This is a genomic window from Pectobacterium peruviense (assembly GCF_002847345.1).
Taxonomy (GTDB): Bacteria; Pseudomonadota; Gammaproteobacteria; order Enterobacterales; family Enterobacteriaceae; genus Pectobacterium; species Pectobacterium peruviense.
In genome coordinates this window covers 31,520-58,477 of the sequence record NZ_LXFV01000001.1, presented here as the reverse complement: position 1 = coordinate 58,477, position 26,958 = coordinate 31,520, and the positions used below count along the sequence as shown (strand labels likewise).

21 protein-coding genes and 1 tRNA gene are annotated in these 26,958 nt (G+C 50.6%); 6 read left to right on the top strand and 16 right to left on the bottom strand.

Features of this window, described 5'->3' with window-relative positions:
- Positions 1-112: 112 nt before the first annotated feature.
- The 4 genes from murJ to rimJ form a co-directional block, all read right to left on the bottom strand.
- The gene (gene murJ, locus A0G03_RS00240) at positions 113-1,648 is read right to left on the bottom strand and encodes a murein biosynthesis integral membrane protein MurJ (RefSeq protein WP_048260470.1); all 1,536 of its coding nucleotides are present in this window, start codon (positions 1,646-1,648) and stop codon (positions 113-115) included.
- A 127-nt stretch (positions 1,649-1,775) separates the two neighbouring features.
- On the bottom strand, positions 1,776-2,741 hold the full coding sequence (locus tag A0G03_RS00235; RefSeq protein ID WP_048260473.1) for a Gfo/Idh/MocA family protein: 966 nt from the start codon (positions 2,739-2,741) through the stop codon (positions 1,776-1,778).
- A gap of 29 nt (positions 2,742-2,770) precedes the next feature.
- The gene (locus tag A0G03_RS00230) at positions 2,771-3,409 is read right to left on the bottom strand and encodes a YceH family protein (RefSeq protein WP_048260475.1); all 639 of its coding nucleotides are present in this window, start codon (positions 3,407-3,409) and stop codon (positions 2,771-2,773) included.
- Between the two features lie 9 nt (positions 3,410-3,418).
- Positions 3,419-4,003 (bottom strand): ribosomal protein S5-alanine N-acetyltransferase, encoded by a 585-nt coding sequence (rimJ, locus tag A0G03_RS00225; RefSeq protein ID WP_048260477.1) that lies wholly within the window; start codon positions 4,001-4,003, stop codon positions 3,419-3,421.
- A gap of 314 nt (positions 4,004-4,317) precedes the next feature.
- On the opposite strand from rimJ, the gene mdtH reads away from it, so the two are divergent.
- From mdtH to A0G03_RS00210, 3 genes are all read left to right on the top strand, one after another.
- Entirely contained in the window at positions 4,318-5,523 is a 1,206-nt protein-coding gene (gene mdtH / locus A0G03_RS00220) for a multidrug efflux MFS transporter MdtH (protein ID WP_048260479.1), read from the top strand.
- Positions 5,524-5,704: 181 nt separating this feature from the next.
- Positions 5,705-6,352: a glutaredoxin 2 gene (gene grxB / locus A0G03_RS00215; RefSeq protein WP_048260482.1), complete on the top strand. Its 648-nt coding sequence runs from the start codon at positions 5,705-5,707 to the stop codon at positions 6,350-6,352.
- A gap of 185 nt (positions 6,353-6,537) precedes the next feature.
- Positions 6,538-7,104, top strand: coding sequence for a lipoprotein (locus tag A0G03_RS00210; RefSeq protein WP_048260484.1), 567 nt, complete (start codon positions 6,538-6,540; stop codon positions 7,102-7,104).
- A gap of 73 nt (positions 7,105-7,177) precedes the next feature.
- Here the strand turns inward: A0G03_RS00210 and A0G03_RS00205 are convergent, their stop codons facing one another.
- Complete coding sequence (locus A0G03_RS00205) at positions 7,178-7,759, bottom strand: TorD/DmsD family molecular chaperone (protein ID WP_048260486.1); 582 nt, start codon at positions 7,757-7,759, stop codon at positions 7,178-7,180.
- A 61-nt stretch (positions 7,760-7,820) separates the two neighbouring features.
- Entirely contained in the window at positions 7,821-8,558 is a 738-nt protein-coding gene (locus A0G03_RS00200) for a phosphatase (protein WP_048260488.1), read from the bottom strand.
- 277 nt (positions 8,559-8,835) lie between these two features.
- Here A0G03_RS00200 and A0G03_RS00195 point away from each other — a divergent pair.
- Positions 8,836-8,925, top strand: a tRNA-Ser gene (locus A0G03_RS00195).
- Positions 8,926-9,216: 291 nt separating this feature from the next.
- Here the strand turns inward: A0G03_RS00195 and A0G03_RS00190 are convergent.
- The 7 genes from A0G03_RS00190 to rlmKL form a co-directional block, all read right to left on the bottom strand.
- Positions 9,217-10,776 carry a methyl-accepting chemotaxis protein gene (locus A0G03_RS00190; RefSeq protein ID WP_048260490.1) on the bottom strand — a complete coding sequence of 520 codons (1,560 nt, stop codon included), beginning with the start codon at positions 10,774-10,776 and terminating at the stop codon, positions 9,217-9,219.
- A 429-nt stretch (positions 10,777-11,205) separates the two neighbouring features.
- A complete protein-coding gene (gene rmf, locus A0G03_RS00185) occupies positions 11,206-11,373 on the bottom strand; it encodes a ribosome modulation factor (protein WP_010276992.1) in 168 nt (55 codons plus the stop codon).
- Positions 11,374-11,704: 331 nt separating this feature from the next.
- Positions 11,705-12,271, bottom strand: a complete 567-nt coding sequence (gene pqiC, locus A0G03_RS00175) for a membrane integrity-associated transporter subunit PqiC (RefSeq protein WP_048260492.1) — start codon at positions 12,269-12,271, stop codon at positions 11,705-11,707.
- Positions 12,271-13,938, bottom strand: coding sequence for an intermembrane transport protein PqiB (pqiB, locus tag A0G03_RS00170; protein WP_397241005.1), 1,668 nt, complete (start codon positions 13,936-13,938; stop codon positions 12,271-12,273). The genes pqiC and pqiB overlap by 1 nt, the downstream gene beginning before the upstream one ends.
- On the bottom strand, positions 13,898-15,238 hold the full coding sequence (pqiA, locus tag A0G03_RS00165; protein WP_072062036.1) for a membrane integrity-associated transporter subunit PqiA: 1,341 nt from the start codon (positions 15,236-15,238) through the stop codon (positions 13,898-13,900). Before pqiA ends, pqiB begins: the two co-directional genes overlap by 41 nt.
- A gap of 100 nt (positions 15,239-15,338) precedes the next feature.
- Positions 15,339-17,249 (bottom strand): ABC transporter ATP-binding protein, encoded by a 1,911-nt coding sequence (locus A0G03_RS00160; RefSeq protein ID WP_048260494.1) that lies wholly within the window; start codon positions 17,247-17,249, stop codon positions 15,339-15,341.
- Positions 17,250-17,252: 3 nt separating this feature from the next.
- Positions 17,253-19,370: a bifunctional 23S rRNA (guanine(2069)-N(7))-methyltransferase RlmK/23S rRNA (guanine(2445)-N(2))-methyltransferase RlmL gene (rlmKL, locus tag A0G03_RS00155; protein WP_048260612.1), complete on the bottom strand. Its 2,118-nt coding sequence runs from the start codon at positions 19,368-19,370 to the stop codon at positions 17,253-17,255.
- A 112-nt stretch (positions 19,371-19,482) separates the two neighbouring features.
- On the opposite strand from rlmKL, the gene A0G03_RS00150 reads away from it, so the two are divergent.
- On the top strand, positions 19,483-20,586 hold the full coding sequence (locus tag A0G03_RS00150) for a YcbX family protein (RefSeq protein ID WP_048260495.1): 1,104 nt from the start codon (positions 19,483-19,485) through the stop codon (positions 20,584-20,586).
- A gap of 43 nt (positions 20,587-20,629) precedes the next feature.
- Here the strand turns inward: A0G03_RS00150 and A0G03_RS00145 are convergent, their stop codons facing one another.
- The 3 genes from A0G03_RS00145 to pepN form a co-directional block, all read right to left on the bottom strand.
- Positions 20,630-21,217, bottom strand: coding sequence for a cell division protein ZapC (locus A0G03_RS00145; RefSeq protein WP_048260497.1), 588 nt, complete (start codon positions 21,215-21,217; stop codon positions 20,630-20,632).
- Positions 21,218-21,418: 201 nt separating this feature from the next.
- Positions 21,419-22,429, bottom strand: coding sequence for a quinone-dependent dihydroorotate dehydrogenase (gene pyrD / locus A0G03_RS00140; protein WP_048260499.1), 1,011 nt, complete (start codon positions 22,427-22,429; stop codon positions 21,419-21,421).
- Between the two features lie 203 nt (positions 22,430-22,632).
- Positions 22,633-25,248: an aminopeptidase N gene (gene pepN / locus A0G03_RS00135; protein WP_048260501.1), complete on the bottom strand. Its 2,616-nt coding sequence runs from the start codon at positions 25,246-25,248 to the stop codon at positions 22,633-22,635.
- Between the two features lie 223 nt (positions 25,249-25,471).
- Between pepN and pncB the strand changes: the two genes are divergently transcribed.
- Positions 25,472-26,677 carry a nicotinate phosphoribosyltransferase gene (gene pncB, locus A0G03_RS00130; RefSeq protein WP_048260503.1) on the top strand — a complete coding sequence of 402 codons (1,206 nt, stop codon included), beginning with the start codon at positions 25,472-25,474 and terminating at the stop codon, positions 26,675-26,677.
- Positions 26,678-26,958 lie beyond the last annotated feature (281 nt).

Sequence of the window (26,958 nt, the reverse complement as noted above, 5' to 3'; positions counted from 1 at the left end):
TGGCAGCACCAATGGCGTTTTTTTATGACGGACATCCTTGTCCGTCACCCTACGAGCCGTTGCTACGCAACGTTGAAAAACGTTCCAGACGTTTTTTTATTCAACAATGTTGCTACACGCTGCGGCGGGCGAAATCTCGGGGACGGAATCCCAACAGTGCCAGCGTGGCAAAATAGGAGCCAGCGCCCACGACGACGACCAGCAGCAAACGCAGGATTCGTATTGTCATATTGCCGTCATCCCATGCTGGCATCCACCACAGCATGCCCAGTAAAACCAGCGACATCACGATAACGGCGGCCAATAGACGAATCAAAAATCCCTTCCAACCAGGCAGTGGTTGGAAAATATCCTGCTTACGCAGTTGCCAATACAGCAGCGCGGCATTCAGGCAGGAGGCCAGACCGATGGACAACGCCAGACCCGCGTGTTGCAATGGGCCGATAAAGATCAGGTTCATAACTTGCGTCAGAATCAGCGTCACTATCGCTATTTTTACCGGCGTCTTGATATCCTGCCGGGAATAGAAGCCAGGCACTAACACTTTGACGACAATCAATCCCATCAGCCCAACTGAGTAGGCCACCAGCGCGCGTTGGGTCATCAGCGCGTCAAAGGCGCTAAATTTACCGTATTGGAACAGCGACACGGTTAAGGGCTTGGCTAAAATGCCTAATGCTACCGCGCTCGGTAGCGCCAGCAGGAAACAGAGGCGAAGCCCCCAATCCATCAGGCGGGAATATTCATCGTGATTGCCACTGGCAAAACTTTTCGCCAGCGACGGAAGTAAGATCGTCCCTAACGCCACCCCCAACACACCGGAAGGAAATTCCATCAGGCGATCGGCGTAGTACATCCATGACACAGCCCCTTCGCTGAGGAAGGAGGCGAAAATGGTGTTGATGATCAACGAAATCTGGCTCACCGACACGCCTAAAACCGCAGGCCCCATCAGCTTCATAACCCGCCAGACGCTCGGGTCACGCCATTTCAGGCGTGGCAAGACCAGCATGCCAATCTTTTTCAAATGCGGTAGCTGATAGCCGAGTTGCAGTAAACCACCCACCAATACCGCCCAGGCCAGCGCCATCACGGGAGGATTAAAATACGGTGCGGCAAACAGCGAAAAGCCAATCATGCTGACGTTAAGTAGCGTCGGTGCAAAGGCTGGCACCGAGAAACGGTTCCAGGTGTTGAGCACCGAACCCACCATGGAAGTCAGTGAGATCAGCAGGATATAGGGAAACGTGACGCGTAATAGATTTGAGGTCAGCTCAAAACGCTCCGGCGTCGCAGCAAAACCGGGAGCGGTGACCATAATGACCCAAGGCGCGGCGACCATACCCGCCACAGTGACTAACGCCAGTATCAGCGTCAACATACCGGAGACATAAGCGAGGAACGTTCGCGTGGCCTCCTCGCCTTGCTGGCTTTTGTATTCGGCCAGAATAGGCACGAACGCCTGTGAGAATGCGCCTTCCGCAAAAATACGCCGAAGCAGGTTGGGCAGTTTGAACGCGACAAAAAAAGCATCCGTCGCCATACCTGCACCAAAAATACGTGCGACGATAGCATCACGCACAAACCCTAAAACGCGCGATAACATGGTCATGGAACTGACGGCAGCCAGTGATTTAAGTAAATTCATCCGATTATGTTCTGAACGGTTCAGGCGTGATTATTAACCCGTTGGGGTCATCCTGATTGCGAGGTGCGACTAGTCTACGCATTGCGCGTGTAATAGCTACCGAACATTGCCATAACCGCTGAATTTTTCAGCTTTTTCCCAGTAATTTTTCAATCATACGCTGCGACAGCAACGCCTGGTTACCTGATGTTTCCGCTGGTTTCCGTTGTTCAACTGCCGCCATGAAATGATGCACCGCACCGACAAATCCACGCTGTTCTAGCGTAGTTTGCCAAGATGGCACGGCTGGGTGAAGCGTCACTCCTTCACGATCTTCACGCCATTCACGCATCTCATCCACCTGATATAGCCCACCGTTGGTAACAGCCTGAACCCACTCTCGTTGGCTCCCAGCCTGACGATGCATGCTGGTTGTTACCTGACAGTTTCCACTCTGGAAATGATGCTCGGCATACAGCAGTTGGCAGTCCGCATTTGTATGCAAAACACCATTAACCAATTCGGCATCACCTCCTGCCAGCCAGAGGGCGGTGTCCACCACGTGCAGATAGTCGTCCAATAAGGTAAAACGCACATCGTGCGGCCCGACGCCATTAATACGATGCTTATCCATACGCAAGGATGCGGGTTGATCCAACCGCTGTTTTAGCTGCTGATAACAGGGGGCAAACCGACGGTTAAAGCCGACCATGAGAATTTTTTGTTGTTGCTCTGCCAAGTCAACCAGCGCTTCCGCTTGCTCCAGCATGTCTGCCAGCGGTTTATCCACATAGACATCGACACCCGCCTCAAGCAGTTGCTTTACCACGGAGAAATGGCTGGCGGTACTGCTATGGACAAAGACTGCATCGCAATGTGCTGCCATATCATCCAATGCAGAGAAACCCGTCATCCGATAGTGCTGGCAAATCCGCTGCGTTTTTTGTCGATCGGGAGAAAATGCACCAACCAGTTCCCAACGTTCAGCCTGACTAAGAATAGGCAAATAGGCTTTCTGCGCAATAGATCCTAATCCGACGACACCGATACGGGGACGTTGGATGGACGCGGTAGGTTCTGCAACGTTTTCCGCAGATGAAAACTGAGGTTTCATGGCTGATTTTCTCCCTGATACAAATTCTATTACGCTAACAGTGCGGCAAGCTGACGTTTGAGTTCAGCGACCTCTTTCTCTAACGCCTCAACTCGCTCGACCAACGGAGGCGAATTGTCGCTCACGCTTTCCTCTTCAGGAGCCGCAGCATCGCTCGCGTCACCGCTGAAAAGGTGCCGGTAGCGACTTTCACGTTTTCCCGCTTCCCGCGCGAGCCGTACAACAAACGGGCCATCGTCACGCTGTTGCAGTTGTTCAAGTGTAGATTCGGCTTCGCCAACATCTGAAAACTCATACAAGCGAGCGGCGCGCGTACGCAATTCACCCGGAGTCTGTGGGCCGCGCAGGAGAAGTGTCGTCACCAGAGCCACTTCCGCGGGAGAGAGTTTCAGATCGCCAAATTCCGAATTGCAAAAACGATGTTCGTACTTCACAACACGATTACCAAAGCCGCTGAGCGTGCGTAGGAAATGCTTCTTCACGAGCAAATCCAGCGTTTGCTGTACCTCACTTTCGCTCAGTTCCATCACTGGTTCACGATTGGTTTTCTGGTTGCAAGCCGTGGTAATGCCGTTTAACGACATCGGGTATTGATCCGGCGTAGTAATCTGCTTTTCCAACATGCATCCGATCACGCGGGCTTCACGAGCATCCAATTGGTATTTCATCATTTTTCCTTAACGCGGAGACTTCCACTCGGCGTTGGTCAGCGCGGTTAATACATGATCCTGCCATTTACCATCAATAAGCAGATAATCCTTCGCATAGCCTTCACGTTCAAACCCCAAACGCGTTAGTAGGTTCCCACTGCGCTGGTTATGCGGCATATAGTTAGCCATGATGCGATGCATATGCTGCTGACGTTGCATATAATGCAAAGCCGACTGCAAGGCTTCGTACATCAGCCCCTGCCCCTGCCATTTCTGGCCGAGAGAGTAACCCAGATAGCAGGCGTGGAACGATCCCCGCAGCACGTTGCTGAAATTCGCTACGCCACATACTTCGTTTTCATTCGGATCCAACAGGAGGAAGTAATAAGCGCTACCCTGTTTATGCATTTCGTTAATCACGCTAAGTCGCGCCTGCCAGCCTGATGGATAGCAATGGCTGGCGTCTCTCACGGGTTCCCACGGCTTAAGAAAATCACGGTTTTCAGAATAGTATTCAGCCAGACGCCATGCATCATGTTCATGGGCCAGACGTACCACCAGCCTATCGGTTGTCAATTGCACTCTTGCCGGCGTTGAACGATAGCCAAACATTTTTCCCCCTACTCTCCATGTTATCGATAAGTAAAATTCATCGGCGCTGAAAAAGTGACTATTTCACATAAGCAGAAAATATCGGTATTTCCGATAATCCTTACTATAACCACATAAATTCATGGACGTAAAATCCTCGTCGCCGAGTTATTGCGCAGTTGAATCAGGAAAGCCATTTTTTCTCGCTGAAATGCTACTCGAACGACGTAAAATCGATAAAAAAATATTATCCAACAATAGGCTATACCAAAGTCGAATTAGAGTACAAAATAGTCACGTCTGTTATTTTCCTCCTTTCTTCGTTGTGGTGAAACATGCCTCTGATGTCGCAAGCTCGGAGCTTGGGTAAATATTTTTTATTACTCGATAATATGCTGGTGGTTTTAGGGTTCTTCGTTGTTTTCCCCCTTATTTCCATTCGTTTTGTCGATCAACTCGGCTGGGCCGCATTATTAGTCGGTATCGCATTGGGATTGCGTCAATTTATTCAGCAAGGTCTGGGTATTTTTGGCGGAGCCATCGCTGACCGCTTTGGTGCCAAACCGATGATTATCACTGGGATGCTGCTGCGTGCCTCCGGTTTTGTGTTCATGGCGATTGCCGACGAACCTTGGCTGCTCTGGCTGTCCTGTGCCTTGTCCGGTTTGGGTGGCACGTTATTCGATCCGCCGCGTACCGCACTGGTGATCAAATTGATCCGCCCACAAGAACGTGGTCGTTTCTATTCACTGCTGATGATGCAAGACAGTGCCGGTGCCGTTATCGGTGCCCTGCTCGGCAGTTGGCTGCTTCAGTACGATTTCGAGATTGTCTGCTGGGTTGGCGCGGTTATTTTCGTGCTTGTAGCAGGGCTAAATGCCTGGCTGCTACCGGCCTACCGTATTTCAACGGTAAGAACGCCAATCAAGGAAGGGCTGATGCGCGTGATTCGCGACCGCCGTTTCCTGATGTATGTATTAACGCTGACGGGCTACTACATGTTGGCCGTTCAGGTTCTGTTAATGCTACCCATTATGGTCAACGAAATCGCCGGAACACCGTCTGCGGTGAAATGGATGTACGCCATTGAAGCGGCGCTGTCGCTGACGCTGCTTTATCCTATCGCCCGCTGGAGCGAGAAGCGTTTCCGGTTGGAACAGCGCCTGATGGTGGGGCTTTTCATCATGTCCGTCAGCATGTTCCCAATTGGAATGACGACAGAGCTTCAGCCGCTGCTGATGCTTATCAGTCTGTTTTACATAGGCTCGATTATCGCTGAACCTGCGCGTGAAACGTTGAGCGCTTCGCTGGCCGATTCCAGGGCCAGAGGCAGCTATATGGGCTTTAGTCGGCTTGGACTGGCGCTCGGTGGCGCGATTGGCTACAGCGGCGGCGGCTGGTTATTCGATACTGGACACGCATTGAATCAGCCAGAATTGCCGTGGTTCATGCTCGGCACTATCGGGTTCCTGACGTTAGCCGCGCTGTATTGGCAGTTCAACCAACGCCGTATTGAGCCCGCCATGCTGGGTGGTCATTAGTCTGAATTTTACCGACGAGTTTGATCTCGTCGGTAAAGCCCTTCTATACTTTCCTAATACATTCAAACAATTGTTTCGTCGCGAGCCTTCTCGCACACTCAATTCATCTTGTTTGATGATGGGTTACACACGTGGCCGCACCGCGGCCTTTGTCTATACCTTGTAATTTAGGAGACGACGTATGAAGCTCTACATTTACGATCACTGCCCCTACTGCGTTAAAGCGCGCATGATCTTCGGTCTGAAAAATATCCCTGTCGAATTGCAAATATTGGCGAATGATGACGCGGCGACGCCAGAACGGCTGATCGGCCAAAAGATGGTGCCTATTCTGCAAAAAGATGACGGCAGCTATATGCCAGAAAGCATGGACATCGTTCATTTCATCGATAGTTACGACCGCAAGCCGCTGCTGACGGGGTCAACCAATCCAGCAATCGCTGCCTGGCTACGTAAAGTTACCGAATATACGCCACGTCTGATTATCCCCCGCTTCGCTCAGGCAGCCTTTGAAGAGTTTGCCTCCGCGCCTGCCCGACAATATTTTATTAACAAGAAAGAAGCTCAGCTCGGTAATTTTGCTGATCATCTGAGCCATTCTCAGGGGCTGATTAAGAAACTGAACCGTGACTTACAGGATCTTGATCCGCTGATTGTTCAGCCGAATGCCTGTAACGGCGTGCTATCAACAGATGACATCGACCTCTTCCCACTTCTCCGCTCTTTGTCTATTGTTGCGGGCGTTACGCCGCCTTCCCGCGTTGCGGACTATCGGGATAACATGGCGAAGCAGACTCAAGTAACGCTACTCAGCAGTCTAGCAATCTAGTCATTCAGTTTACTCCGCCGCTTCGTTCTGAAGCGGCGTTATCGACCATTTCAGTGCTATCCTATTGTTTACCCTGTGCATCGGGCGCACGCTGCCCAAGCGAAATCATGGTTATTTTTCGCATGAATAGACCGCCCAGATAAATAAATTGTGCGCGTAACAAATAGCATTAAGAGGTCAAAATAATGAAAAAATCAGGATGGATAGCAGTAGCCGCGGTGCTACTCGCTTTTACACTCAGCGGCTGTAATAAACTCACGCAATACACGCTCAGTGAACAGGAAGTGAATGAGTATCTGCAAAAGCACAATGATTACCAGAAACAGCTGGGCGTACCCGGCGTAGTCGATGCGCATATCGTGTTGACCGAGCTATCCAGTCAGATTGGTCGTGCAGAACCGGGTAAAATCACGCTAGCGGGCAATGCGAAGGTCGATATTTCGTCCCTGCTGGGAAACCAGACTGCGGATATGAAACTTACACTGAAAGCACAGCCAGTATTTGATAAAGCTCAGGGGGCAATTTACCTGAAGGACATGGAACTGGTTGATTACACCGTACAGCCGGAAAAAATGCAGACGATAATGAAAACGCTAAGCCCTTACCTCAATCAATCACTGAAAAGCTATTTTGACCAAAAACCAGCTTATGTGTTGAATGCGGATAAGAGCACGACGGAATCGATGGCGAAGAAAATGGCAAAAGGCATCGAAATCAAACCCGGCCAGATTGTTATCCTGTTTACTGATTAACGCTCACTTGCCGATAGCATACGCAATGTCTGCTATCGGCTTTGTTCACTATCGGCATAGTAGGCTTGGCGTATTACTCTTCGGCTTCAGACTCGTCTTCGTCATCTTCTTCGCTTTCACTCAGCTCATCCCGCATGGCCTCCAGCGCTTCGCGGCACACTATCGCCAGTGTGCGATAAAATGCCGTAGTGGCGTGACTTTCCACTTTCCCGAGGAAACGATCGCTCCACGGTAATAGATATTCATCAAACAGGGTAATCTGCGCAGCCGTTTCGTCTTCTTGTGCCTGATCTTCCAGCCATGACGCCGCAAGCAGCAAACTACCAAAATGACCGACCGCACCGTCATTTAACGGCATACCGCGCTGTTGCAGGAAGGTACGAATATCTGCATCATCGGCATCGCTTTCATAAGACGAACGCAACGGTGAAACTGAACCGCTTGCACTATCAAACAGCGCCTGATAATCCACCGCCATCTCGGGTAAATCCAGCCCCTTTTGCAAACGAGCCAGTAACGCATCTTGTTCCAGCGGCCAATGCTCTGCCAGTTTCCCGTCTTTAATCAGCGTAAATAACGGTGTCAGCAAAGGATCCTGTGGCTGGCGATAAAACAGCGTGCCTAATAGGCGGCACACAATAGAAAACTCGTTCATTCATAACCCTATTTATTTTTAAGTGGCACTGTTTTTAAGTAACGGCTTTTAAGTGACACCGTCACAAGTCGGCAAGTTCGGTGATAGCAGGCATTCCACGCTGTTCGAGGAAATCCAGCACGCGTCGAGGGCTTACGTTTAATATCCGATCTTGCGGGAAATTCACTTCCTGCAAAATACGCTCACAGTGGGTAAAATCTCCCAGAGAAAACGCGATATGGGAATCTGAACCTAAAGAAAGTAGACCACCCGCGTCACGAACAGCTTCAGCAATCGCCCGACAGTTTGGTTCACTGCCTTGGCGTGAATGCATGAAAGAGGAGTTATTCAACTCCAGCGCAACATTATATTTCGCCGCTGCTTCCGCAATCGCGCGGATATCAACGGGAAACTTCGGGTTACCCGGGTGACTAATGATATGTGCATCGCCACGCGCCATGGTCGCGATCATCGCCGCAGTGTGCGTATCTTTATCCTGCGGTGGAAAAACTGGCTCGTGAAAGCCCGCAATAATCACATCGACCTGATCCAACATAGGTCCGGTGCAGTCGATATCACCTTCGATGTTTTTAATATTCGCTTCGATACCGCGTAGGATTCCGACGCCATCAACCAGACGCGGCCAAACTCGCATATTCATAAAATGCCAGTAATGCGGCGCATCTGCCATATCTGGGCCATGATCGGTAATGGCAAACAGGCGGATATTCTTCTGCTGCGCTTCGACGATGTAATCATGAAGGGTACTGTAAGCATGTGTACTGGCAACGGTGTGCATATGTAAATCGACGGGATACATAGGTTCTCCTAAGTCAATGTTTGCAAGTCAGCATACCATTTTCAGGGGTATTCCGCAGCCAGTGAGCGAATTTACAACGCATGATTAACACAAATGAAACATAACATTTTGGATTAATGTCAGGGAATGAAAGAAGGCGAGAGCAAAACGGTGAGCAAACCAACAAATTGCGTTAACTTTAGCTAATTGCACGCATGGAATGCAGAAGTTTGTTGACGCTGTCCGGCAATTTACCTACATTAGCGCCGTCCGCTGGTATGACATACCGCGAGGCCACGGTGAGGTGTCCGAGAGGCTGAAGGAGCACGCCTGGAAAGTGTGTATACGTGAAAACGTATCAAGGGTTCGAATCCCTTCCTCACCGCCATATAAAAGAAAACGCCCTTGACGCAAGTTAAGGGCGTTTTCTTTTATGGTGTTGGGACGGATGAGAAGCCTTGACTGGGTTCGACAAAACGACAGGACTGGCGTTTTGGACCGCCAACGGCGGCCCGCAGGGCGAGCGGCAGGACGCCGCGAGTCAATCCTCCGACATGTACATGCATGAGATTTAAACGCCCTTGACGCAAGTCAGGGGCGTTTTCTTTTATGGTGTTGGGACGGGTGAGAAGCCTTGACAGGGTTCATTGAGGCGTAAATCCTGTCACCTTACGTGAATTTATCTTGCGCCCAGCGCCAGATAGCTGCCCGCAGATTCGTCCACACGGAATTGTTCAACGGTACGTGACAACTCTTGTGCCTGTTCATTCAGCGAGTGTGCCGCAGCCAGTGCTTCTTCAACCAACGCCGCATTCTGTTCAGTGCTCTGATCCATCTGCGATATCGCGAGATTGACCTGTTCAATACCGGAGCGTTGCTCTGCACTCGCAATACTGATCTCGCCCATCATGGACGTTACGCGATGCACACTCTCAACCACTTCATTCATCGTATCGCCAGCCTGCTTCACGAAATCCGTGCCCTCTCCAACCTTGGCAACCGAATCATCAATCAAACCTTTAATTTCTCTGGCAGCGGATGCCGAGCGCTGCGCCAGCGTACGCACTTCACTCGCGACCACGGCGAAGCCACGCCCTTGTTCACCGGCACGCGCGGCTTCCACCGCTGCATTCAGCGCCAGGATGTTCGTCTGGAAAGCTATGCTATCGATGACGCCGATAATATCTACAATTTTGCGAGATGATGAACTGATGGAATCCATCGTCACGACAACCCGGCTGACAACGTTGCCACCGCGCACCGCCACATCTGATGCTGACACCGCGAGTTCATTTGCATAGCGCGCATTATCGGCATTCTGCTTCACCGTGGCGGTCAGTTGTTCCATTGCCGATGCCGTTTGCTCTAATGCGCTGGCCTGCGATTCAGTACGAGCAGACAAATCGCCGTTGCCTGATGCGATCTGCGTCGAAGCCGTGGCAATAGAATTTGTGCTGCTGCGAACCTGATTAACCAGATGCGACAAATTGTCGCGCATCGCACGGATAGCGTAAAGAATACTGGTTTGATCGCCCGGTTTCGTTTCAACCTCAACGCGTAAATTGCCTTCCGCGATTTCGCGAACAACATCAACGGCGTATTGCGGCTCTCCGCCAAGCTGGCGCATCAGTGTGCGCAACATATTCCATGCAAACGTGGAAATAATTAACAGCAGAACCAATCCTAAAGACAGCAAGATCAATGCATTGTGCCAGAACGTCTGCTGAATATCGTCAATGTAGTCACCATAGCCAATCGTCCAGTCCCAAGGCTCGAATTTAATCACGGCATAGAGCTTCTCAACCTTATTCTGCTGCCCTGGACGCGTCCCTTCTGCGATCACGGTACCAATCGTATTGCCTTGAAGCGAAGCGCGATAGCGTTCTCCAGCTTCTTTACCGCCATTCGCATCAACGATGCCAATGCGCTTAGGATTAGGGTGTACATAGTTCACATCATTCGTGTAGCCGCGCACGAAGAAATAGCGATCGCCCTGATGGAAACTCCCGATCGTCCGTTTGGCCTCTTTCTCTGCTTCGTCGCGCGACAACTGACCACTTTTCTCCAACTCGTACGCTTTCTGCGCCGCCGAATGAGCCAGTTCAACCAGCGTAGAAAGCTGGCCAGTGCGTTCACTCATCATCGTGTTATAGAGCGTGTTCAGCGCCACCGCAGATAAAATTAGCATCCCTAACAAGGTCGTACCGCATAGCAGTGCAATTCTGGTTCGTAATTTCACTATATTCTTCTCTCTACTCGCTAACTGATTTTCAGAAAATTCCGAACAAAAAAATTACACTACATTGCCGCCCTGAGCCATACCATTCAGGTAGTAATGATAGATTTTTTAACAATAAATAATGAACAATTACCTTATTCGCTCAATTTAAAGACCAAATCGAGCAATAACGACTAATAAAATGGAGATAAATGATCGAAATCGAAAGAAATACGTAAGTGACGTTACAAAAGTAAGAAAGCCTCGGATCGTCATCCGAGACGCGTACATTTGTCGATCGTGTTCGTTGATCGTGTCTGTCGGTTGAGCTCTGTGTCGATTGAACAGAGAAGATGCAGAATCAGGGCATTTAGCCCCTTAAAAACATTCACCTTTAAAAAACAAAAGCCTCCGCAAAAGCGGAGGCGTTCCCTCTAATGACAAGGCGCGCTAAGCGGTAACAGCCCTGTCCTCCATGGCTTTTCGCCAGCCTCCCAACCAGTAAGACCGGGCATTAATTGATTGATAAGGACAAAATTCCTTTGGTCTACCGACAATACCAGCTTGATAACCACGTGAATGAGCCCGTTCAAGGCGATCGCGTTTCTGTCTCTTCATGCCTTATTTCCCTCATTATTAATCTGGTGGAAAGAAAACAATGATTACTTTATAAGCAACCACAGACTATCAATACCGATTCTGCCGCCAAAGGTCAAGGCGCAAAATTCACGCCAGTGTCATATTTGTGATCCAAAATAGGAATTTTCCCCGTCAAGGAACGAAAAAATCTAACCAATTGAAAACAATAAAAAACCTCTAAAAACGCAATGCAATCACAGCATTACATCTTTAGAGGTCTGATTTTTAGAAGCTTGTTCTTTAGAAGCTTGGTTTTTAGCGCCACCGTTGTTTCAAACAACGATCAGGTAATGCCCACCATCGGTCACACTTAGTTAAGCGTACCTGCCTGCTGAGCAATCGACTGAGAAACCTGCTGCCAACCTTGCGCCAACGTTCTTACCAGCGCGTCATAACCATCTTCCGTTTGTGGTAGCAACACGCTGAAGGGGCGTTTAAGCACCTTTCCCTGATAGGTCAGTATCCATTCTCCACGGACGATCACATTGCCATCATAACGGCCGTGAAAGCCTGTAACAGAAACGTTCAGCACAGCCTGCTCGCTTCCCTGCGGCTGCGTGGTCACGACCCATCCGAGCAGTTTATGCCCTAAATTAGCCACCAGTGCCTGCTGCAATTGCTGATCCAACGGGCTGGCCCACAGGTTATTACTAGCAATAACGTACTGCACGTCGTTAGTCTGATAGACCAGCCCCGTATTGACGAGATAATCCGCCACGCTGACATGCTCAACCCATAGCGGACGCCCCTGAGTCACAGCAGTCTGCGTCGTGCTGGTATCCGCTATTGTTGGTAGCTGATAGTACGTTTTCTGCGTATTGCTACTGCTACAGGCGCTCAATACCAGCACCAGAGCTAGCGTCCATACTTTCATCATTATTTTGCCCTCTTCGGCTGAGGATCTTGACTACCAGAGGCCTCAAACACCAACGCATTGCTTTTCTCGTTCAGGGTACGCAGCACAGGCTGTAGTTCCCGCAAGACCTGATCCAACCGCTGCATATCCGCCACCATCTTATTATATGCTGGTGAGCCTGGCTGGAAGCCTTTCATGCTCCGATTCAGCTCAAGCAACGTTTTTTGCATATCTTCCGGCAGATCCTGCATCGCTTTGCTGGATGTCAGCTTGTTCAGTGTCGCCAGCGTTTTTTGCATTTCACGCAGCGTCGCCTGGCTTTCCGCCAGCGTCTTCGTTGCTTCATTAACCATCGGGTTCAGCGGCAGGTTATTCACTTTATCCAGCACCGCCATCAGCTTCTGCTGAATCTGTGACAGGCCACCGTCAATGGTAGGCAGAATCGGATAGCCATCCAGAACGAACAACTGTTTATCCACTTTTTCTTTTGGATAAAAATCGAGATCGATATAGAGCGCACCCGTCAGGAGGTTAGCCGATTTCATCGAGGCGCGTAACCCCAGCGATTGAGCCTGCTTCAAATGCTGTTCAAAGTCGAACGAGCCGCCAATCTTCTTCTCGAAGCGATCGGGTTCAATACGAATCAGCACCGGAATGCGATAATCATCATCCAGTTCCTGCTTCATATTTTTGGGGAAAAATGGCGCTTCGGCAACCGTGCCCAGCCGAATACCACGGAATTCAACCGGAGCACCAGCCTGTAAACCACGGATCGATTCACTGAAGAACAGCAGATACTCTTTATATTCGGTGTACAATGAGTCCTGAATGCTGCGCTGGCTATCAAAGAGTCGATATTGCGCCATTGCCTTGGCCGCATCACCCAGTTCCCATCCAGTCGGGACATCAAAGCTGACGCCACCGCTGAACAACGTGGTCAGCGAGCCCATTTCGACACGCATGCCTTGTGCCGACATATCGAACGCTACGCCGCTGTCTTTCCAGAAACGAACATTGCTGGTGACCAGGCCGTCATACGGGGCAGAAATAAACAGCTGATAGCGCATTTTACGCGCTTTCGGATCGAACTCGCTGGTTTCCACCGACCCTACGCGATAGCCACGGAACAGGACAGGATCACCGGCATTCAACTGCCCGGATTGATCGCTGTCGAGTATCACCCTGATGCCTTTCGCATCCGGTGAGGCCAGCGGCGGCGCATCGAGCAGGGTAAACTCGCGCTTCTCATCCTTATTCGCCCCAGGTTGCAGCTCGATGTAGGCACCGGATAATAACGTACCCAGTCCAGAGATCCCTTCTCGTCCAATCTGTGGCTTCACCACCCAAAAAGCAGAATCCTGCTTGAGTAGTTTATCCATGCCGTCATGCAGGCGTGCCTTGATTTCCACCCGATGAAGATCGTCACTCAGCACAACGCTCTCGACCACTCCAACATCGACGCTGCGGCTTTTGATTGCGGTTTTACCCGCTTCGATGCCTTCGGCGTTGCTGGTAATCAGCGTAATTTGCGGCCCTTGGTGGCTGAAATGATAAAACAGTATCCAGGCACCGATCAGCACGGTGACAATCGGCACAATCCAGACCGGCGACCAGCGTTTAATTGTTTCTACATCCGCAACGGCATGATTATCTTTCGCCAACGGAAGGCTCCTTATGAAGAACATCATCACGACGATCCCATAACAAACGGGGATCAAACATCATCGCAGCAAACATGGTCAGAATCACCACGGCCGCGAACAGTACCGCCCCAACGGCGGGATAAATACTCATTAAACGCCCAATACGCACCATCGCAGACAGCACGGCAATAACAAACACATCAATCATTGACCATCGCCCAACAAACTCAACCATCTCATAGATGACGTGCATTCGCTCACTGTCTTCTGTTTTTTTAGTTTTGCTATTGGCCTGCCAGCACAGCCAGCCTAACGCCAGCATTTTTAGCGTCGGCACCATCACGCTGGCAACAAAAATCACTAGCGCGACAGGGTAAGATCCCATTCCCCACAGCAGGATGACGCCCGACATGATCGTCGATCCCATCCGATCGCCGAAGGCTTCGGTTACCATAATCGGCATCAGATTCGAGGGGATATATAGCATCACTGACGTGATCAGCAGCGCCAGCGTCCATTGCAGGCTATGTTTCTTACGGGCGTGCCCGCGTGAGTGACAGCGCGGACATATTAACTGGTTGGCTGGCAGAATAGCGGTGCAACATGAGCACGAACGCAGCCCTTGCGATAACCCACTCTTCCCCAAAATAGGGGGAGCGGGTAATGCAGGGGGCGGCACAATATCATTCCACAACCAGCGGCGATCGAGACTTTGGAAGGCCAACAGTTGTAGTAGGCAGAACAGAATAAAAGGCATAAAGCTGGTGCCGATGCCAATGTCACCATAGGCCATGAGTTTGACAAAGCTGACCAACACACCAGCCAGGAAAATCTCCGCCATGCCCCAACTTTTAAGATGAAATAACATCTTGCCCATGCCTTTTTTCAGTACCAACGGCAGCGACGCATGCAAGCAAAGCAGAATGAGCATCGTCATACTGAAAGCGGGGACGAGTTGAACAAAAAGCATAAACAGTGTCGCGACGCTGGCGTAGTTTTCAGCCACCATCACTTTAGGAATCTGTATCAGGGTAATTTCGCTGGTGATACCCGCTACGCGCATAGAAACGAAGGGGAAGAGGTTTGCCAGCAATAGCATGCATAGTGCACTTACCGCGTAGCCGACTGGCCGTTTACGCGGCTCCGTCTGGCGGCTAGTTAACGCGGTTTTACAGCGCGGGCACGTTGCCTTCTGTCCGTGTGACAGCATGGGTAATTCCACCAGCAGGTCACACTGTGGGCAAAGCATATAATCATCATGGTTATGATGTTCAAGGCCATATTCGTGTTCATGGCCATGCTCACGTTGAAGATTACAGTCATGCCGATCGTGATGGGAACACACGCGTCCTCTCCTTCAAACTCGTCAGCTTCTGACCGAAAACATCTTCTATCAATACGGGAGTTAACCTCCCGTATTGATGACATAACACAAACAACGCAGATTAGCCGTTTTTCTGTGCTTCCAGCTCTTCCCAGCGGGCAAAGCTGATTTCCAACGCACTTTCCGCTTCCGCCAGTGCAGCTAATACCTGCTGCGTTTCGTCATGTGGGCGGCTAAAGAAATTGGCGTCATTCATCTGCGCTTGCAGTGACTCAATTTCCTGCTCCAACTGCTCAATACGCAGCGGTAGCTGCTCTAATTCGCGCTGAAGGTTATAACTTAATTTCCCGACACTTCGTTTAGCGGACGGTGCGGTGCTCGCAGTTGTCGCTGACGCAGTTACTGCCGGACCTGCCGTCGTTCGCAGTGGCGTTGTCGTTGCGCGCTGCTGCTGCGCATCGAAATATCCACCGACGAAGCGAGAAATCTTGCCATCGCCTTCAAAGATCCAGCATTCGGTAACCGAGTTATCAACGAACTGACGATCGTGGCTGACCAGCAGAACGGTTCCCTGATAGCTTTCGATCAGCTCTTCCAGCAGTTCCAGCGTTTCCACGTCCAGATCGTTGGTCGGTTCATCAAGAATCAACAGGTTGCTAGGCTTGAGGAACAAGCGTGCCAGCAGCAGACGGTTACGTTCTCCACCTGACAACGCTTTTACCGGCGTCATCGCACGTTTCGGATGGAACAGGAAGTCCTGTAAGTAGCCCAACACATGACGTGAGCGGCCGTTGACCATCACTTCCTGCTTACCTTCCGCCAGGTTGTCCATCACTGTGCGTTCTGGATCAAGCTCAGCACGGTGCTGATCGAAATAGGCAACTTCCAGCTTCGTGCCACAGTGCACACGTCCGCTGATAGGCTCTAGTCCACCCAGCATCAATTTTAGCAGCGTGGTTTTACCGCAGCCATTCGGCCCTACCAGCGCAATCTTGTCACCGCGCTGTACCTGAGCGGAGAAATTGCGTGTTAGCACCTTATTGTCAACCTGATAGCTGACGTCTTCCAATTCAAACACAATCTTGCCGGAGCGAGCAGCTTCTTCAACCTGCATTTTCGCCGAACCCATTACTTCACGACGCTGGGCACGATCCTGACGCATTGCCTTCAATGCCCGCACGCGGCCTTCATTACGGGTACGACGGGCTTTGATACCCTGACGGATCCATACTTCTTCCTGCGCCAGTTTACGATCGAACTCTGCATTTTGCAGATCTTCAACCCGCAGCGCTTCTTCTTTCCCTTCCAGATACTTTTCGTAGTTACCCGGCCAGGAAACCAATTTACCGCGGTCGAGGTCGACAATACGGGTGGCCATATTGCGAATAAATGAACGGTCATGGGAGATAAAGACGATGCTGCCCTGGAACGTTTTCAAGAAGGTTTCCAGCCAGTCAATCGTCTCAATATCCAGATGGTTAGTCGGTTCATCCAGCAGCAGCACGCGCGGTGAACTCACCAGCGCTCTGCCGAGTGCGGCTTTACGTAACCAGCCGCCAGAAAGCGAAGCCAGTGGCGCATCGGCGGACAGGCCAAGCTGTTCCAGTACTTCGTGAATGCGGCTCTCTAGTTGCCACAGCCCCTGATGCTCCAGAATATCCTGCAATTTAGCCAACTGGTTCAGGTTCTTTTCGCTGGGATCACTTTCTACCAAACGCAGCATGGCATGATAGTTTTTCAGGTGATCCGCCTGCGCGGCGACGCCTTCAGCAACAAAATCAAACACGCTACCCGCAACATCACGCGGTGGATCCTGTTGCAGACGCGCGACAATCAGATCCTGTTCATAGGTGATGCGACCATCATCCAGCGGAGTTTCTTTGGCCAAAATTTTCAGCAGCGTCGATTTACCCGCACCGTTGCGACCAACCAGACAAACGCGCTCATTCTCTTCGATATGAAGTTCGGTGTTATCCAACAGCGGCGCATCGCTAAACGACAGCCATGCACCTGAAACACTAATTAAAGACATCGGTTACTTTTCCTCACCGGCATGCGTCAGCAGCCAGCAGTTATGAATTTGACGATTACGGGCAAAATCCTGCGATTGGGTCTGCGCGGTAATTTCTTTGGCATTCAGCCCCAGCGCGGTCAGGCCAGCAACATCCATCTGGAAGCCGCGTTTATTGTTCGAGAACATGATGGTGCCGCCACGGCGCAGCAGGCGTTTGAGATCTTTCATCAGCGCCAAATGGTCGCGCTGAACATCAAACGACTCTTCCATACGTTTTGAATTCGAGAAGGTCGGCGGGTCGATGAAGATCACATCAAATTGTTCATGGCCGTTATGTAACCATGAGAGACAATCCGCTTGGATCAGACGATGCTGACGCCCGGTCAGGCCGTTCACCCGCAGGTTTTTCTCTGCCCATTCCAGATAGGTGCGCGACATGTCGACAGTGGTCGTTGAACGTGCGCCTCCCAATCCAGCGTGAACACTCGCCGTACCGGTGTAAGCAAACAGGTTGAGGAAATCTTTGCCGCGACTCATCTCACCCAGCATTTTACGGGCGATGCGGTGGTCAAGGAACAAACCGGTATCGAGGTAGTCAGTCAGGTTGACCCACAGCTTGGCACCAAACTCTTCCATCAGAAGGAAGTCGCCTTTCTGCGCCAGTTTTTCATACTGGTTTTTGCCTTTCTGGCGTTCACGCGTTTTCAGCACCAGACGGTTCGACGGCAATTCCAGCACGCTCAGCGTGGCGTTAATCACATCAAACAGCCGCTGACGGGCTTTTTGAGCATCGATGGTTTTCGGCGGTGCATACTCTTGTACAACGACCCAACTGCCGTAGCGATCGACGGCGACATTATATTCAGGCAGATCGGCATCATAGATGCGATAGCATTCAATCCCCTGCTGCTTCGCCCATTTTTCCAGCTTGCGCAAGTTCTTACGCAGGCGGTTGGCAAAGTCTTCCGCGATTTGTCCCGCAGATTCACCCTGCGTGTCCGCCAGTTGATAATTCTTCTGCACGCAGTCCAGCGGGCCGTTTTTCGCCTTGAATTGACGTTCTGCACGCAGTTGCAGACAGCTCAGCAACTCCGGCGATGCACTGAACAGCGATAACTGCCAGCCGCCAAAATCGCTTTTCATCTTACGGCCCAGCATATTATGCAAGGCGATCAGAGCAGGTTCACTTTCCAGACGCTCACCGTAAGGCGGGTTACTGACGACTGTGCCCTTCGGCCCTTCCGGCAACGGATTCTGCAACTGTGCTGCATCTTTTACGCCGAAAGAAATCAGCTCAGCTACGCCTGCACCGCGCGCATTAGCTTTCGCGATCTCAATAACCCGACGGTCATTATCCGATCCGAAGAAACGCGACGTGGTTGCCTGTAAACCTTGACTAGCACGCTGCTGTGCTTCACTGGTCAGTTCATGCCACAGTGCAGCATCATGTTTTAACCAGGCGTTAAATCCCCAGTGTGTACGATGCAAACCGGGTGCGCGATCGGATGCCATCATTGCCGCTTCGATCAGCAACGTACCGGAACCACACATCGGATCGACCATTGGCGTACCGTTTTGCCAGCCGGAACGTGAAACAATCGCCGCCGCCAGATTCTCTTTGAGCGGGGCCAGTCCGGCTAAGTCACGGTAACCGCGCTGATGCAGGCCATCACCGCTTAAATCCAACGCGACGCTAGCCGTATCTCGCTGCAAAAAGACGTTAACGCGAATATCCGGCTGCTGTTTCGCTACATCCGGTCGCTGCCCAGTTTTGCGCGTGAAGCTATCCACAATCGCATCTTTGACTTTTAATGCGCCGTACTGACTGTTGCGGATATCTTCATTGGTGCCGGTAAAATTCACGGCAAAGGTTTTATCGATGCTAAAGATCGTTGACCAGTCAATCGCCTGCACACCCAGATACAAATCCAGATCGCTATGTACCTTGAATTCATTCAGCGGCAGCAGAATGCGCGACGCCAGACGGCTCCACAGCAGGCTCTGGTACAGCAGGCGGTTGTCACCCTCAAAATGGACACCGCCCTGCACAACCGCACAGGACTGCGCACCCAATGATTCGAGTTCGCTTTTTAATAACTCTTCAAGTCCCCGCGCCGTGCTGGCAAACAAAGCATTCATGTCGTCACTATCACCAAAAAGAAATAACATTAAAAAAGAAATTGGGGCGCATTATAGCTAATCCGAGACGCTTGTCATAAAGTTGCCTCTTTACTTCGGCAAGGAAAGGTCAGTGATCGGCGTAACGCGGCTTTATATACACCCAGTAAAATCGATGCGGGGGCTACAGCTGTCCCACGCGATGGCGTCTGTCAGCGGTTTGGCGAACGATCGTGCGTTCATGATTACCGAACCTGATGGCACATTTATTACCGCCCGCCAGTATCCACAAATGGTGTTATTTACTCCCGCGTTGCTACCGGATGGGTTGTTTATTGCCGCACCCGATGGCCAAACTGCCACAATACGCTTTGCCGACTTCATCGAAGCACCTCAACCGACGGAAGTTTGGGGCACGCATTTCACCGCGCTCGTCGCCCCGGATACCATCAACACCTGGCTAAGCCACTATTTTCAGCGTTCCGTGCAGCTTCGCTGGGTCGGTAATGAACCGTCACGGCGGGTTAAGCATCATCCCGATGTCCCATTAGCGTTCGCCGACGGTTATCCGTTTCTATTAATCAATGATGCATCATTTCAGGCGCTACGCCAGCGCTGCTCCGCCGGAATTAAAATTGAACAGTTTCGCCCTAATCTGGTGGTGACTGGCGCGGAAGCCTTTGCCGAAGACAGTTGGAAGACCATTCGTATCGGCGAGATTATTTTTGACGTCGTCAAACCCTGTAGCCGCTGCATTTTGACCACCGTCAGCATCGAACGTGGACGTAAGCACCCGTCGTCAGAACCGCTGGCAACGCTGCAATCTTTCCGTACTGCTGACAACGGCGACGTGGATTTCGGGCAAAATCTGGTCGCCAGAAATACGGGCATCATTCGCGTGGGCGACACGTTGGAAGTTTTAGCGACCAAACCACCGCGCCCTTATGGTTCCGGTCAGGTCGTCGAAAGCCTCGTCGTTCCTGAAAAAAGCGAACAGGCCGTTACCATCCATTATCAGGGAAAATCGTTACAAGGGAATAATCAGCAAATTTTGCTAGAGCAATTGGAGCAACAGGGTATTCGAGTCCCCTACTCTTGTCGGGCTGGACTGTGCGGTTGCTGTAAATTGACGTTAGTCAGCGGAGAGGTTTCTGCACTGAAGCAAAGTGCCATCAGAGCAAACGGTGAGATTCTTAGCTGCAGCTGTATTCCGCAGAGCGACATTCATCTGCGATAGTCAAGACAAGCCAACGCACATGCAGCTTGAAGTATGACGGGGATTAGACGACCTTGGCGTACTCAAATGCCGAAGTGCCTTCACCTAGCGTAGTTTCCCACTCAGACCTATTCTGAACAACGGCCAGAATTAATCTGTCATGCATGATTTTTATGGCATCACCCAGCACCATGGTTTTCCCACTTAATGAGAGCTGTTCTTGCGCCAGCAGGCAGAGACAAGCTTTATCCCCCGCTTCCACCACCAAAAAACATGCTGTTTCGTGAGTTTCAGTGAGCTGCACCTGTACAACATCACCCGCCTGCGGTGAATAGATCACGGCATCCGGCTGTTGGATGAAATGCCAACTTTTCGGCATTAACGGTTTCAGGAATCGGCTTGCTACTAACGCATTCAAGACTAATTCGCCCTGAAGGTCGCGATGCAGTGCCGCTTTCTGGCATTTGTCATTATAAGTAAAAAATAACGCGGCATCGTCAACGCAAAATGCACATTCATTAAATGCATCCGGCGTTAGCATTTTGGACGGAAAACGAGAACGGAATAACATGCCGTTAGCCAAATCTAACATCAGGCGATCGTGTTCGGTATCAAAATACCAACGCCAGTTATCGTCAGGTTTTAACTTCATATTATTTACCCTTCGCCTTCACAGTAGAAATATCAGAAATGACTGATTGTGTTTTCTTACATCGCAATAATCATTCACCGTCATAAACATCGCAGTCAGAAGGTCAGACATCGATTGATGGATTATTTACGCAAACGGATAAAATATAGACTAGCTGGAGGGATAAATAAACCCCCAGCTAGAAATGAAAGGAATTTCGGATTAAATATGTGTAACGATATCTTTAATCAGACGAGGACCGTGGAAAATAAAGCCTGAATATATCTGTACCAGCGACGCACCTGCATCCATTTTTTCGCGAGCAGCGACCAGAGAATCAATTCCGCCAACGCCAATAATGGGTAAACGTCCCGCTAATTCCTGTGACAAACGGCGGATAATTTCCGTACTGCTCGTCTGCAACGGGCGTCCACTTAATCCACCTGTTTGTCCGCAGTGATTTAATCCCTGAATCAGTTTTCTATCGAGCGTTGTATTGGTGGCAATCACACCATCAATGTTATGACGAACCAGACTATCGGCAATTTGGATCAATTCCTCTTCAGAAAGATCCGGCGCGATCTTTACCGTTACAGGGACGTATTTTTGATACTTCTCATTTAATTCTGTCTGCTTATTCTTTATCGCCAGCAAAAGATCATCCAGCGCTTCACCATATTGCAGGCTGCGTAATCCCGGCGTATTGGGTGACGAAATGTTGATAGCGATATAACCCGCGTGAGGATAAACCTTATCCATACAGATCAAATAATCGTCTTTACCCTGCTCAACCGGCGTATCTTTATTCTTACCAATGTTGATCCCTAATACACCGCCAAAACGTGTTTTCTTTACATTTTCGACCAGATAGTCCACGCCTTTATTATTGAAGCCCATCCGGTTGATCAGACCTTCTGCTTCCACAATGCGGAATAATCGCGGTTTGTCATTACCGGATTGGGGGCGCGGCGTTACCGTTCCCACTTCAATAAAGCCGAATCCCATTGCGCCTAATGCGTCGATACATTCGCCGTCTTTATCTAATCCCGCAGCTAAACCAAGCGGGTTTTTAAAAGATAGTCCCATGCAGGTAACGGGTTTAGTCGGAACAGATTGGCGGACGAGAAATTCAAAAGGTGTGTTGGTAATACGGCGTAATTGTTGGAAGGTCAGCTCATGTGCACGCTCTGGATCGAGCTGAAACAGGGCTTTTTTGATAACGGGATAGAACATATTGTCTCCTGAGATCCCTATCGCAAAGGTATCTTGCCTACGCTGGGAGTAAGCAATAGTGGATTACGGTTTAACTCACGGTCGGTGATGGTAGTGCCATCTTTGCGGAAAGTAAAACGTTTGCGGAAGTAAGAAATTAGCGTGAGGGAAAATGTCACACGCGGCAGACTACCGCGTGTGACAGAAGGAGTAGCGTGGCAGGATTAATCTTGCAATGCCTTGCTGATCTTCTCGAACAGATCGCCAGACAGATTTTCCAACGTCTTCAGTTGCTCCAACGCCTGACGCATTTGCGCCTGACGTTTAGCATCATAACGCTTCAAGCGGATCAATGGTTCGATCACACGTGCCGCAACCTGCGGATTACGAGTGTTCAGATCGCTCAGAATCTCCGTCAGGAAGCGATAACCACTGCCATCTTCAGCATGGAACGCAGACGGGTTCGAGGTCGCAAACGCCCCCACCAACGAACGCAGGCGGTTAGGGTTGTTCAAGCTAAATGAACGGTGTTGCAGCAGTTCACGCACGCGAGTCAGCACATCGGCAGCCGGGCTGGTGGCTTGCAGTACAAACCATTTATCCATGACCAAACCATCCTGATGCCAGCGGTTATCAAACTGCGTCAGCAGTTCATCACGTACTGGCAACTGAGCCTCTACCGCCGCCGATAGCGCTGCCAGCGAATCCGTCATGTTATCCGCCTGACGGAACTGCTCCAGCACCAGTTTACTCGTCTGATCTGCATCGCTGAACGCCAGATAATGCAGGCAGACATTGCGCAGCGCGCGTTTGCCCATATCCGCGTGTTCGATACGATATTGCGGCGCGTGATTCGCGTGATATACCGCTAGCCACTCATCGGCCATTTCTTTCGCCATGGTGTGCGTCATGCTTTCACGTACGGCAGCGATCGCCGTCGGATCGATGATGTCAAACAGCTCAGCAATTTCATTTTCGCTAGGCAATGTCAGAATCTGAGAAGCCAGCATCGGATCCAGCGTTTCATCCAGCAACACACCACGGAAGGCATCGATAACATGCATTGGCACGGAAAGCGGCTGCTTCTGCTGATAGCGGGAAACATTCAGACGAATATAGTTGGCCAGCAAACTCTGCGCCGCATCCCAACGTGAAAACGCATTGCTCGCGTGACGCATCAAGAATGTCAGTTGTTCATCGCTCCAGGCATAGTTCAGTTTTACCGGCGCAGAGAACTCACGTAATAAAGAAGGAATCGGACGACAAGGTACCTGATCGAAAATGAAGGTCTGTTCGGATTCAGTCACATTAAGCACTGATGCCAGCAGTTGCCCCTCTTTCTGTAGCGGGATCACCTGCCCTTGCGGATCGTACAGCTCAATATCTAACGGAATATGCAGCGGCAGTTTCTGCTGCTTGTCGGCACCGACTGGCGTCATTTGGCTCACGCTCAGCAGATATTGTTGCGTCTGTGGATCGTAATCATCGCGCACGGTCAGCACCGGCGTGCCCGCCTGGCTGTACCAACGGCGGAACTGCGTGAGATCAACACCGGAAGCCTCTTCCATCGCCAGAACAAAGTCATCGCAGGTCGCCGCGCTGCCGTCGTGACGCTCAAAGTACAGACGAATGCCGGCCTGGAAGCCTTCTTCACCTAACAGTGTGTGCATCATACGGATCACTTCCGATCCCTTTTCATAGACCGTCAGTGTGTAGAAATTATTCATCTCGATCACCTGATCGGGACGAATCGGATGCGACATCGGGCTGGCATCTTCAGCAAACTGTGCACCGCGCATCACACGCACGTTATCAATACGATTTACCGGACGCGAACCCAGATCGGAACTGAATTCCTGATCGCGGAACACCGTCAGCCCTTCTTTCAGGCTAAGCTGGAACCAGTCGCGGCAAGTGACGCGGTTGCCGGTCCAGTTGTGGAAATATTCATGGCCGATCACCGCTTCAATGTTCAGATAATCTTTATCCGTCGCGGTTTCTGCCTTGGCCAGTACGTATTTAGAGTTGAATACATTCAGCCCTTTGTTTTCCATCGCCCCCATGTTGAAGAAATCAACGGCGACGATCATATAAATGTCGAGATCGTATTCAAGACCGAAACGTTCTTCGTCCCACTTCATCGAATTTTTCAGCGAGGTCATCGCCCAGCCAGCACGATCGAGGTTGCCACGATCAACAAACAACTCTAATGCAACATCACGGCCAGAACGTGTCGTGAAGCGATCCTGTAGGACATCAAAATCTCCGGCAACCAGCGCAAACAGATAAGCGGGTTTCGGGAACGGATCCTGCCATTCAATCCAGTGACGACCACCTTCCAGCTCTCCTTGTGCGATACGATTGCCGTTAGAGAGTAGATAAGGATAGCGAGCTTTATCCGCAGTGATACGCGTCGTGAACTTCGCCAGCACATCCGGCCGGTCAAGATAGTAGGTAATGTGGCGGAAACCTTCGGCCTCACACTGCGTGCAGAGCGCCTCACCAGAGAGGTATAGCCCTTCCAGCGCGCTATTGGCGGCAGGATTGATGTCCGTTTCGATGCTAAGCGTAAAACGCGCAGGCAATTGTGTCACAACCAAGCCATCGTCCTGCTGCTGGTAATGCGTCCACGGCTGTCCATCAACGCTCAGGCTAATCAGCGTCAGCCCTTCACCATCCAACTTCAACGGCGCGCCAGCTTCCCCCTGCAACACCACCTGACTAACCGCTTTTACGCGAGTTTTCTCGGCATGAAGATCGAAATCCAGTGCAATATCGGTAATGGTATAATCCGGCGCACGGTAGTCATGGCGATATTTTATTTGCGGCTGTTGATTCATATAAAGTTTCCACCTCGTCATAAGCATCAAAGATCAAGTCTAAGCCTGTTATCTTAATGTTACCACGACAAAATAATGAGGATAATCATCGTACCGTGCTTCACTCCCGCACGTCTCGCTATGTTGTCGTAATGTAATAAACGGATAATCAAGGTATACTGACCGGACATTGCTGATTGTCTCGATGGTGGATAGGCATCTTACAAGGATGCTGTAACGCATTATGACTTTGCACACTTCCCCGATTTTACACTCATTGCTGGATACCGATGCCTACAAGCTGCACATGCAACAGGCGGTGTATCATCACTATTATGATGTCGACGTTGCGGCTGAATTTCGCTGTCGCGGTGATGAGTTATTAGGTGTTTACGCCGACGAGATAGCCCATCAGGTTGATTTGATGCGTTTCTTGTCATTAAGCGACGATGAGTTCACCTATCTTTCTTCTCTGCCATTCTTTCAGCAGGACTATCTTCACTGGCTCCGAGACTTCCGTTTCAATCCGCAGCAGGTTTCGATCAAGAATAACGCTGGCAAGCTGGATATCCGCATCACCGGGCCGTGGCGTGAAGTAATTCTGTGGGAAGTCCCTCTGCTGGCGGTGATCAGTGAAGTCGTACATCGGCATCGTTCGCCCAACGTCACGACAGATCAAGCGCTGAACCAACTGTCAGCCTCACTGGAGAGCTTCCGTCAGCACAGCGTAGATGTGGATCTCAGCCAGTTCAAACTGATGGACTTCGGCACACGTCGCCGCTTCTCACGCGATGTTCAGCAAACTATCGTCACAGCACTGCAAGCCGATTTTCCTTATCTCATTGGCACCAGCAATTACGATCTGGCACGCCGTTTGGGCATCACACCTGTCGGCACACAGGCGCACGAGTGGTTTCAGGCGCATCAGCAAATTAGCCCGACGCTGGCAAACAGCCAGCGTGCCGCACTACACATGTGGTTACGTGAATATCCCACGCATTTAGGAATTGCATTGACTGATTGCATCACCATGGATGCCTTCCTGCGCGATTTCGATTTACCGTTCGCCGAAGCCTATCAGGGACTACGTCACGATTCTGGCGATCCGGTTGACTGGGGAGAGAAAGCCATTGCTCATTACCAACGCTTGGACATTGATCCAATGAGCAAAACGCTGGTCTTCTCCGACAATTTGAATCTGGATAAAGCGCTGGCGCTGTATCGTCACTTCGACCAACGCGTGAATCTGGTATTTGGCATGGGGACGCGTCTGACGTGTGACATTCCCGGCGTGAAGCCGCTGAATATCGTTATCAAACTGGTGGAATGCAACGGCAAACCGGTGGCAAAACTCTCCGATAGCCCCGGTAAAACCATCTGTCAGGATCAGAACTTCGTGTGTGAGTTACGCAAAGCGTTTGACTTACCCCGCGTGAAAAAGGCCAGTTAAGGCTTTCCCGTATACCCTAAATAATTCGAGTTTCAGGCAGGCGGCAAGAGAAGGACAAATTTGTCGGGAACGAATTTGACCAGCCAGCGACTTGCCTTCGGTGAGAGACAGGATGTCTCTCATTTAATCCCGATGAGCTTACTCAGGTAAGTGATTCGGGTGACAAATCTGCCGGGAGCAGATTTGAACGTAGCCAACGCACATACAACTTGAAGTATGACGGCATTTGACCAACTTTGCAGCAGATTCACCGACATGAGCGAAAACTTCGCGCCATTCCG

What these genes read in the sequence shown, in the direction of transcription:
- murJ (WP_048260470.1), bottom strand. Translation starts at nt 1,648, where the DNA reads ATGAATTTACTTAAATCACTGGCTGCCGTCAGTTCCATGACCATGTTA.
- A0G03_RS00235 (WP_048260473.1), bottom strand. Translation starts at nt 2,741, where the DNA reads ATGAAACCTCAGTTTTCATCTGCGGAAAACGTTGCAGAACCTACCGCG.
- A0G03_RS00230 (WP_048260475.1), bottom strand. Translation starts at nt 3,409, where the DNA reads ATGAAATACCAATTGGATGCTCGTGAAGCCCGCGTGATCGGATGCATG.
- rimJ (WP_048260477.1), bottom strand. Translation starts at nt 4,003, where the DNA reads ATGTTTGGCTATCGTTCAACGCCGGCAAGAGTGCAATTGACAACCGAT.
- mdtH (WP_048260479.1), top strand. Translation starts at nt 4,318, where the DNA reads ATGCCTCTGATGTCGCAAGCTCGGAGCTTGGGTAAATATTTTTTATTA.
- grxB (WP_048260482.1), top strand. Translation starts at nt 5,705, where the DNA reads ATGAAGCTCTACATTTACGATCACTGCCCCTACTGCGTTAAAGCGCGC.
- A0G03_RS00210 (WP_048260484.1), top strand. Translation starts at nt 6,538, where the DNA reads ATGAAAAAATCAGGATGGATAGCAGTAGCCGCGGTGCTACTCGCTTTT.
- A0G03_RS00205 (WP_048260486.1), bottom strand. Translation starts at nt 7,759, where the DNA reads ATGAACGAGTTTTCTATTGTGTGCCGCCTATTAGGCACGCTGTTTTAT.
- A0G03_RS00200 (WP_048260488.1), bottom strand. Translation starts at nt 8,558, where the DNA reads ATGTATCCCGTCGATTTACATATGCACACCGTTGCCAGTACACATGCT.
- rmf (WP_010276992.1), bottom strand. Translation starts at nt 11,373, where the DNA reads ATGAAGAGACAGAAACGCGATCGCCTTGAACGGGCTCATTCACGTGGT.
- pqiC (WP_048260492.1), bottom strand. Translation starts at nt 12,271, where the DNA reads ATGATGAAAGTATGGACGCTAGCTCTGGTGCTGGTATTGAGCGCCTGT.
- pqiB (WP_397241005.1), bottom strand. Translation starts at nt 13,938, where the DNA reads ATGATGTTCTTCATAAGGAGCCTTCCGTTGGCGAAAGATAATCATGCC.
- A0G03_RS00160 (WP_048260494.1), bottom strand. Translation starts at nt 17,249, where the DNA reads ATGTCTTTAATTAGTGTTTCAGGTGCATGGCTGTCGTTTAGCGATGCG.
- rlmKL (WP_048260612.1), bottom strand. Translation starts at nt 19,370, where the DNA reads ATGAATGCTTTGTTTGCCAGCACGGCGCGGGGACTTGAAGAGTTATTA.
- A0G03_RS00145 (WP_048260497.1), bottom strand. Translation starts at nt 21,217, where the DNA reads ATGAAGTTAAAACCTGACGATAACTGGCGTTGGTATTTTGATACCGAA.
- pyrD (WP_048260499.1), bottom strand. Translation starts at nt 22,429, where the DNA reads ATGTTCTATCCCGTTATCAAAAAAGCCCTGTTTCAGCTCGATCCAGAG.
- pepN (WP_048260501.1), bottom strand. Translation starts at nt 25,248, where the DNA reads ATGAATCAACAGCCGCAAATAAAATATCGCCATGACTACCGTGCGCCG.
- pncB (WP_048260503.1), top strand. Translation starts at nt 25,472, where the DNA reads ATGACTTTGCACACTTCCCCGATTTTACACTCATTGCTGGATACCGAT.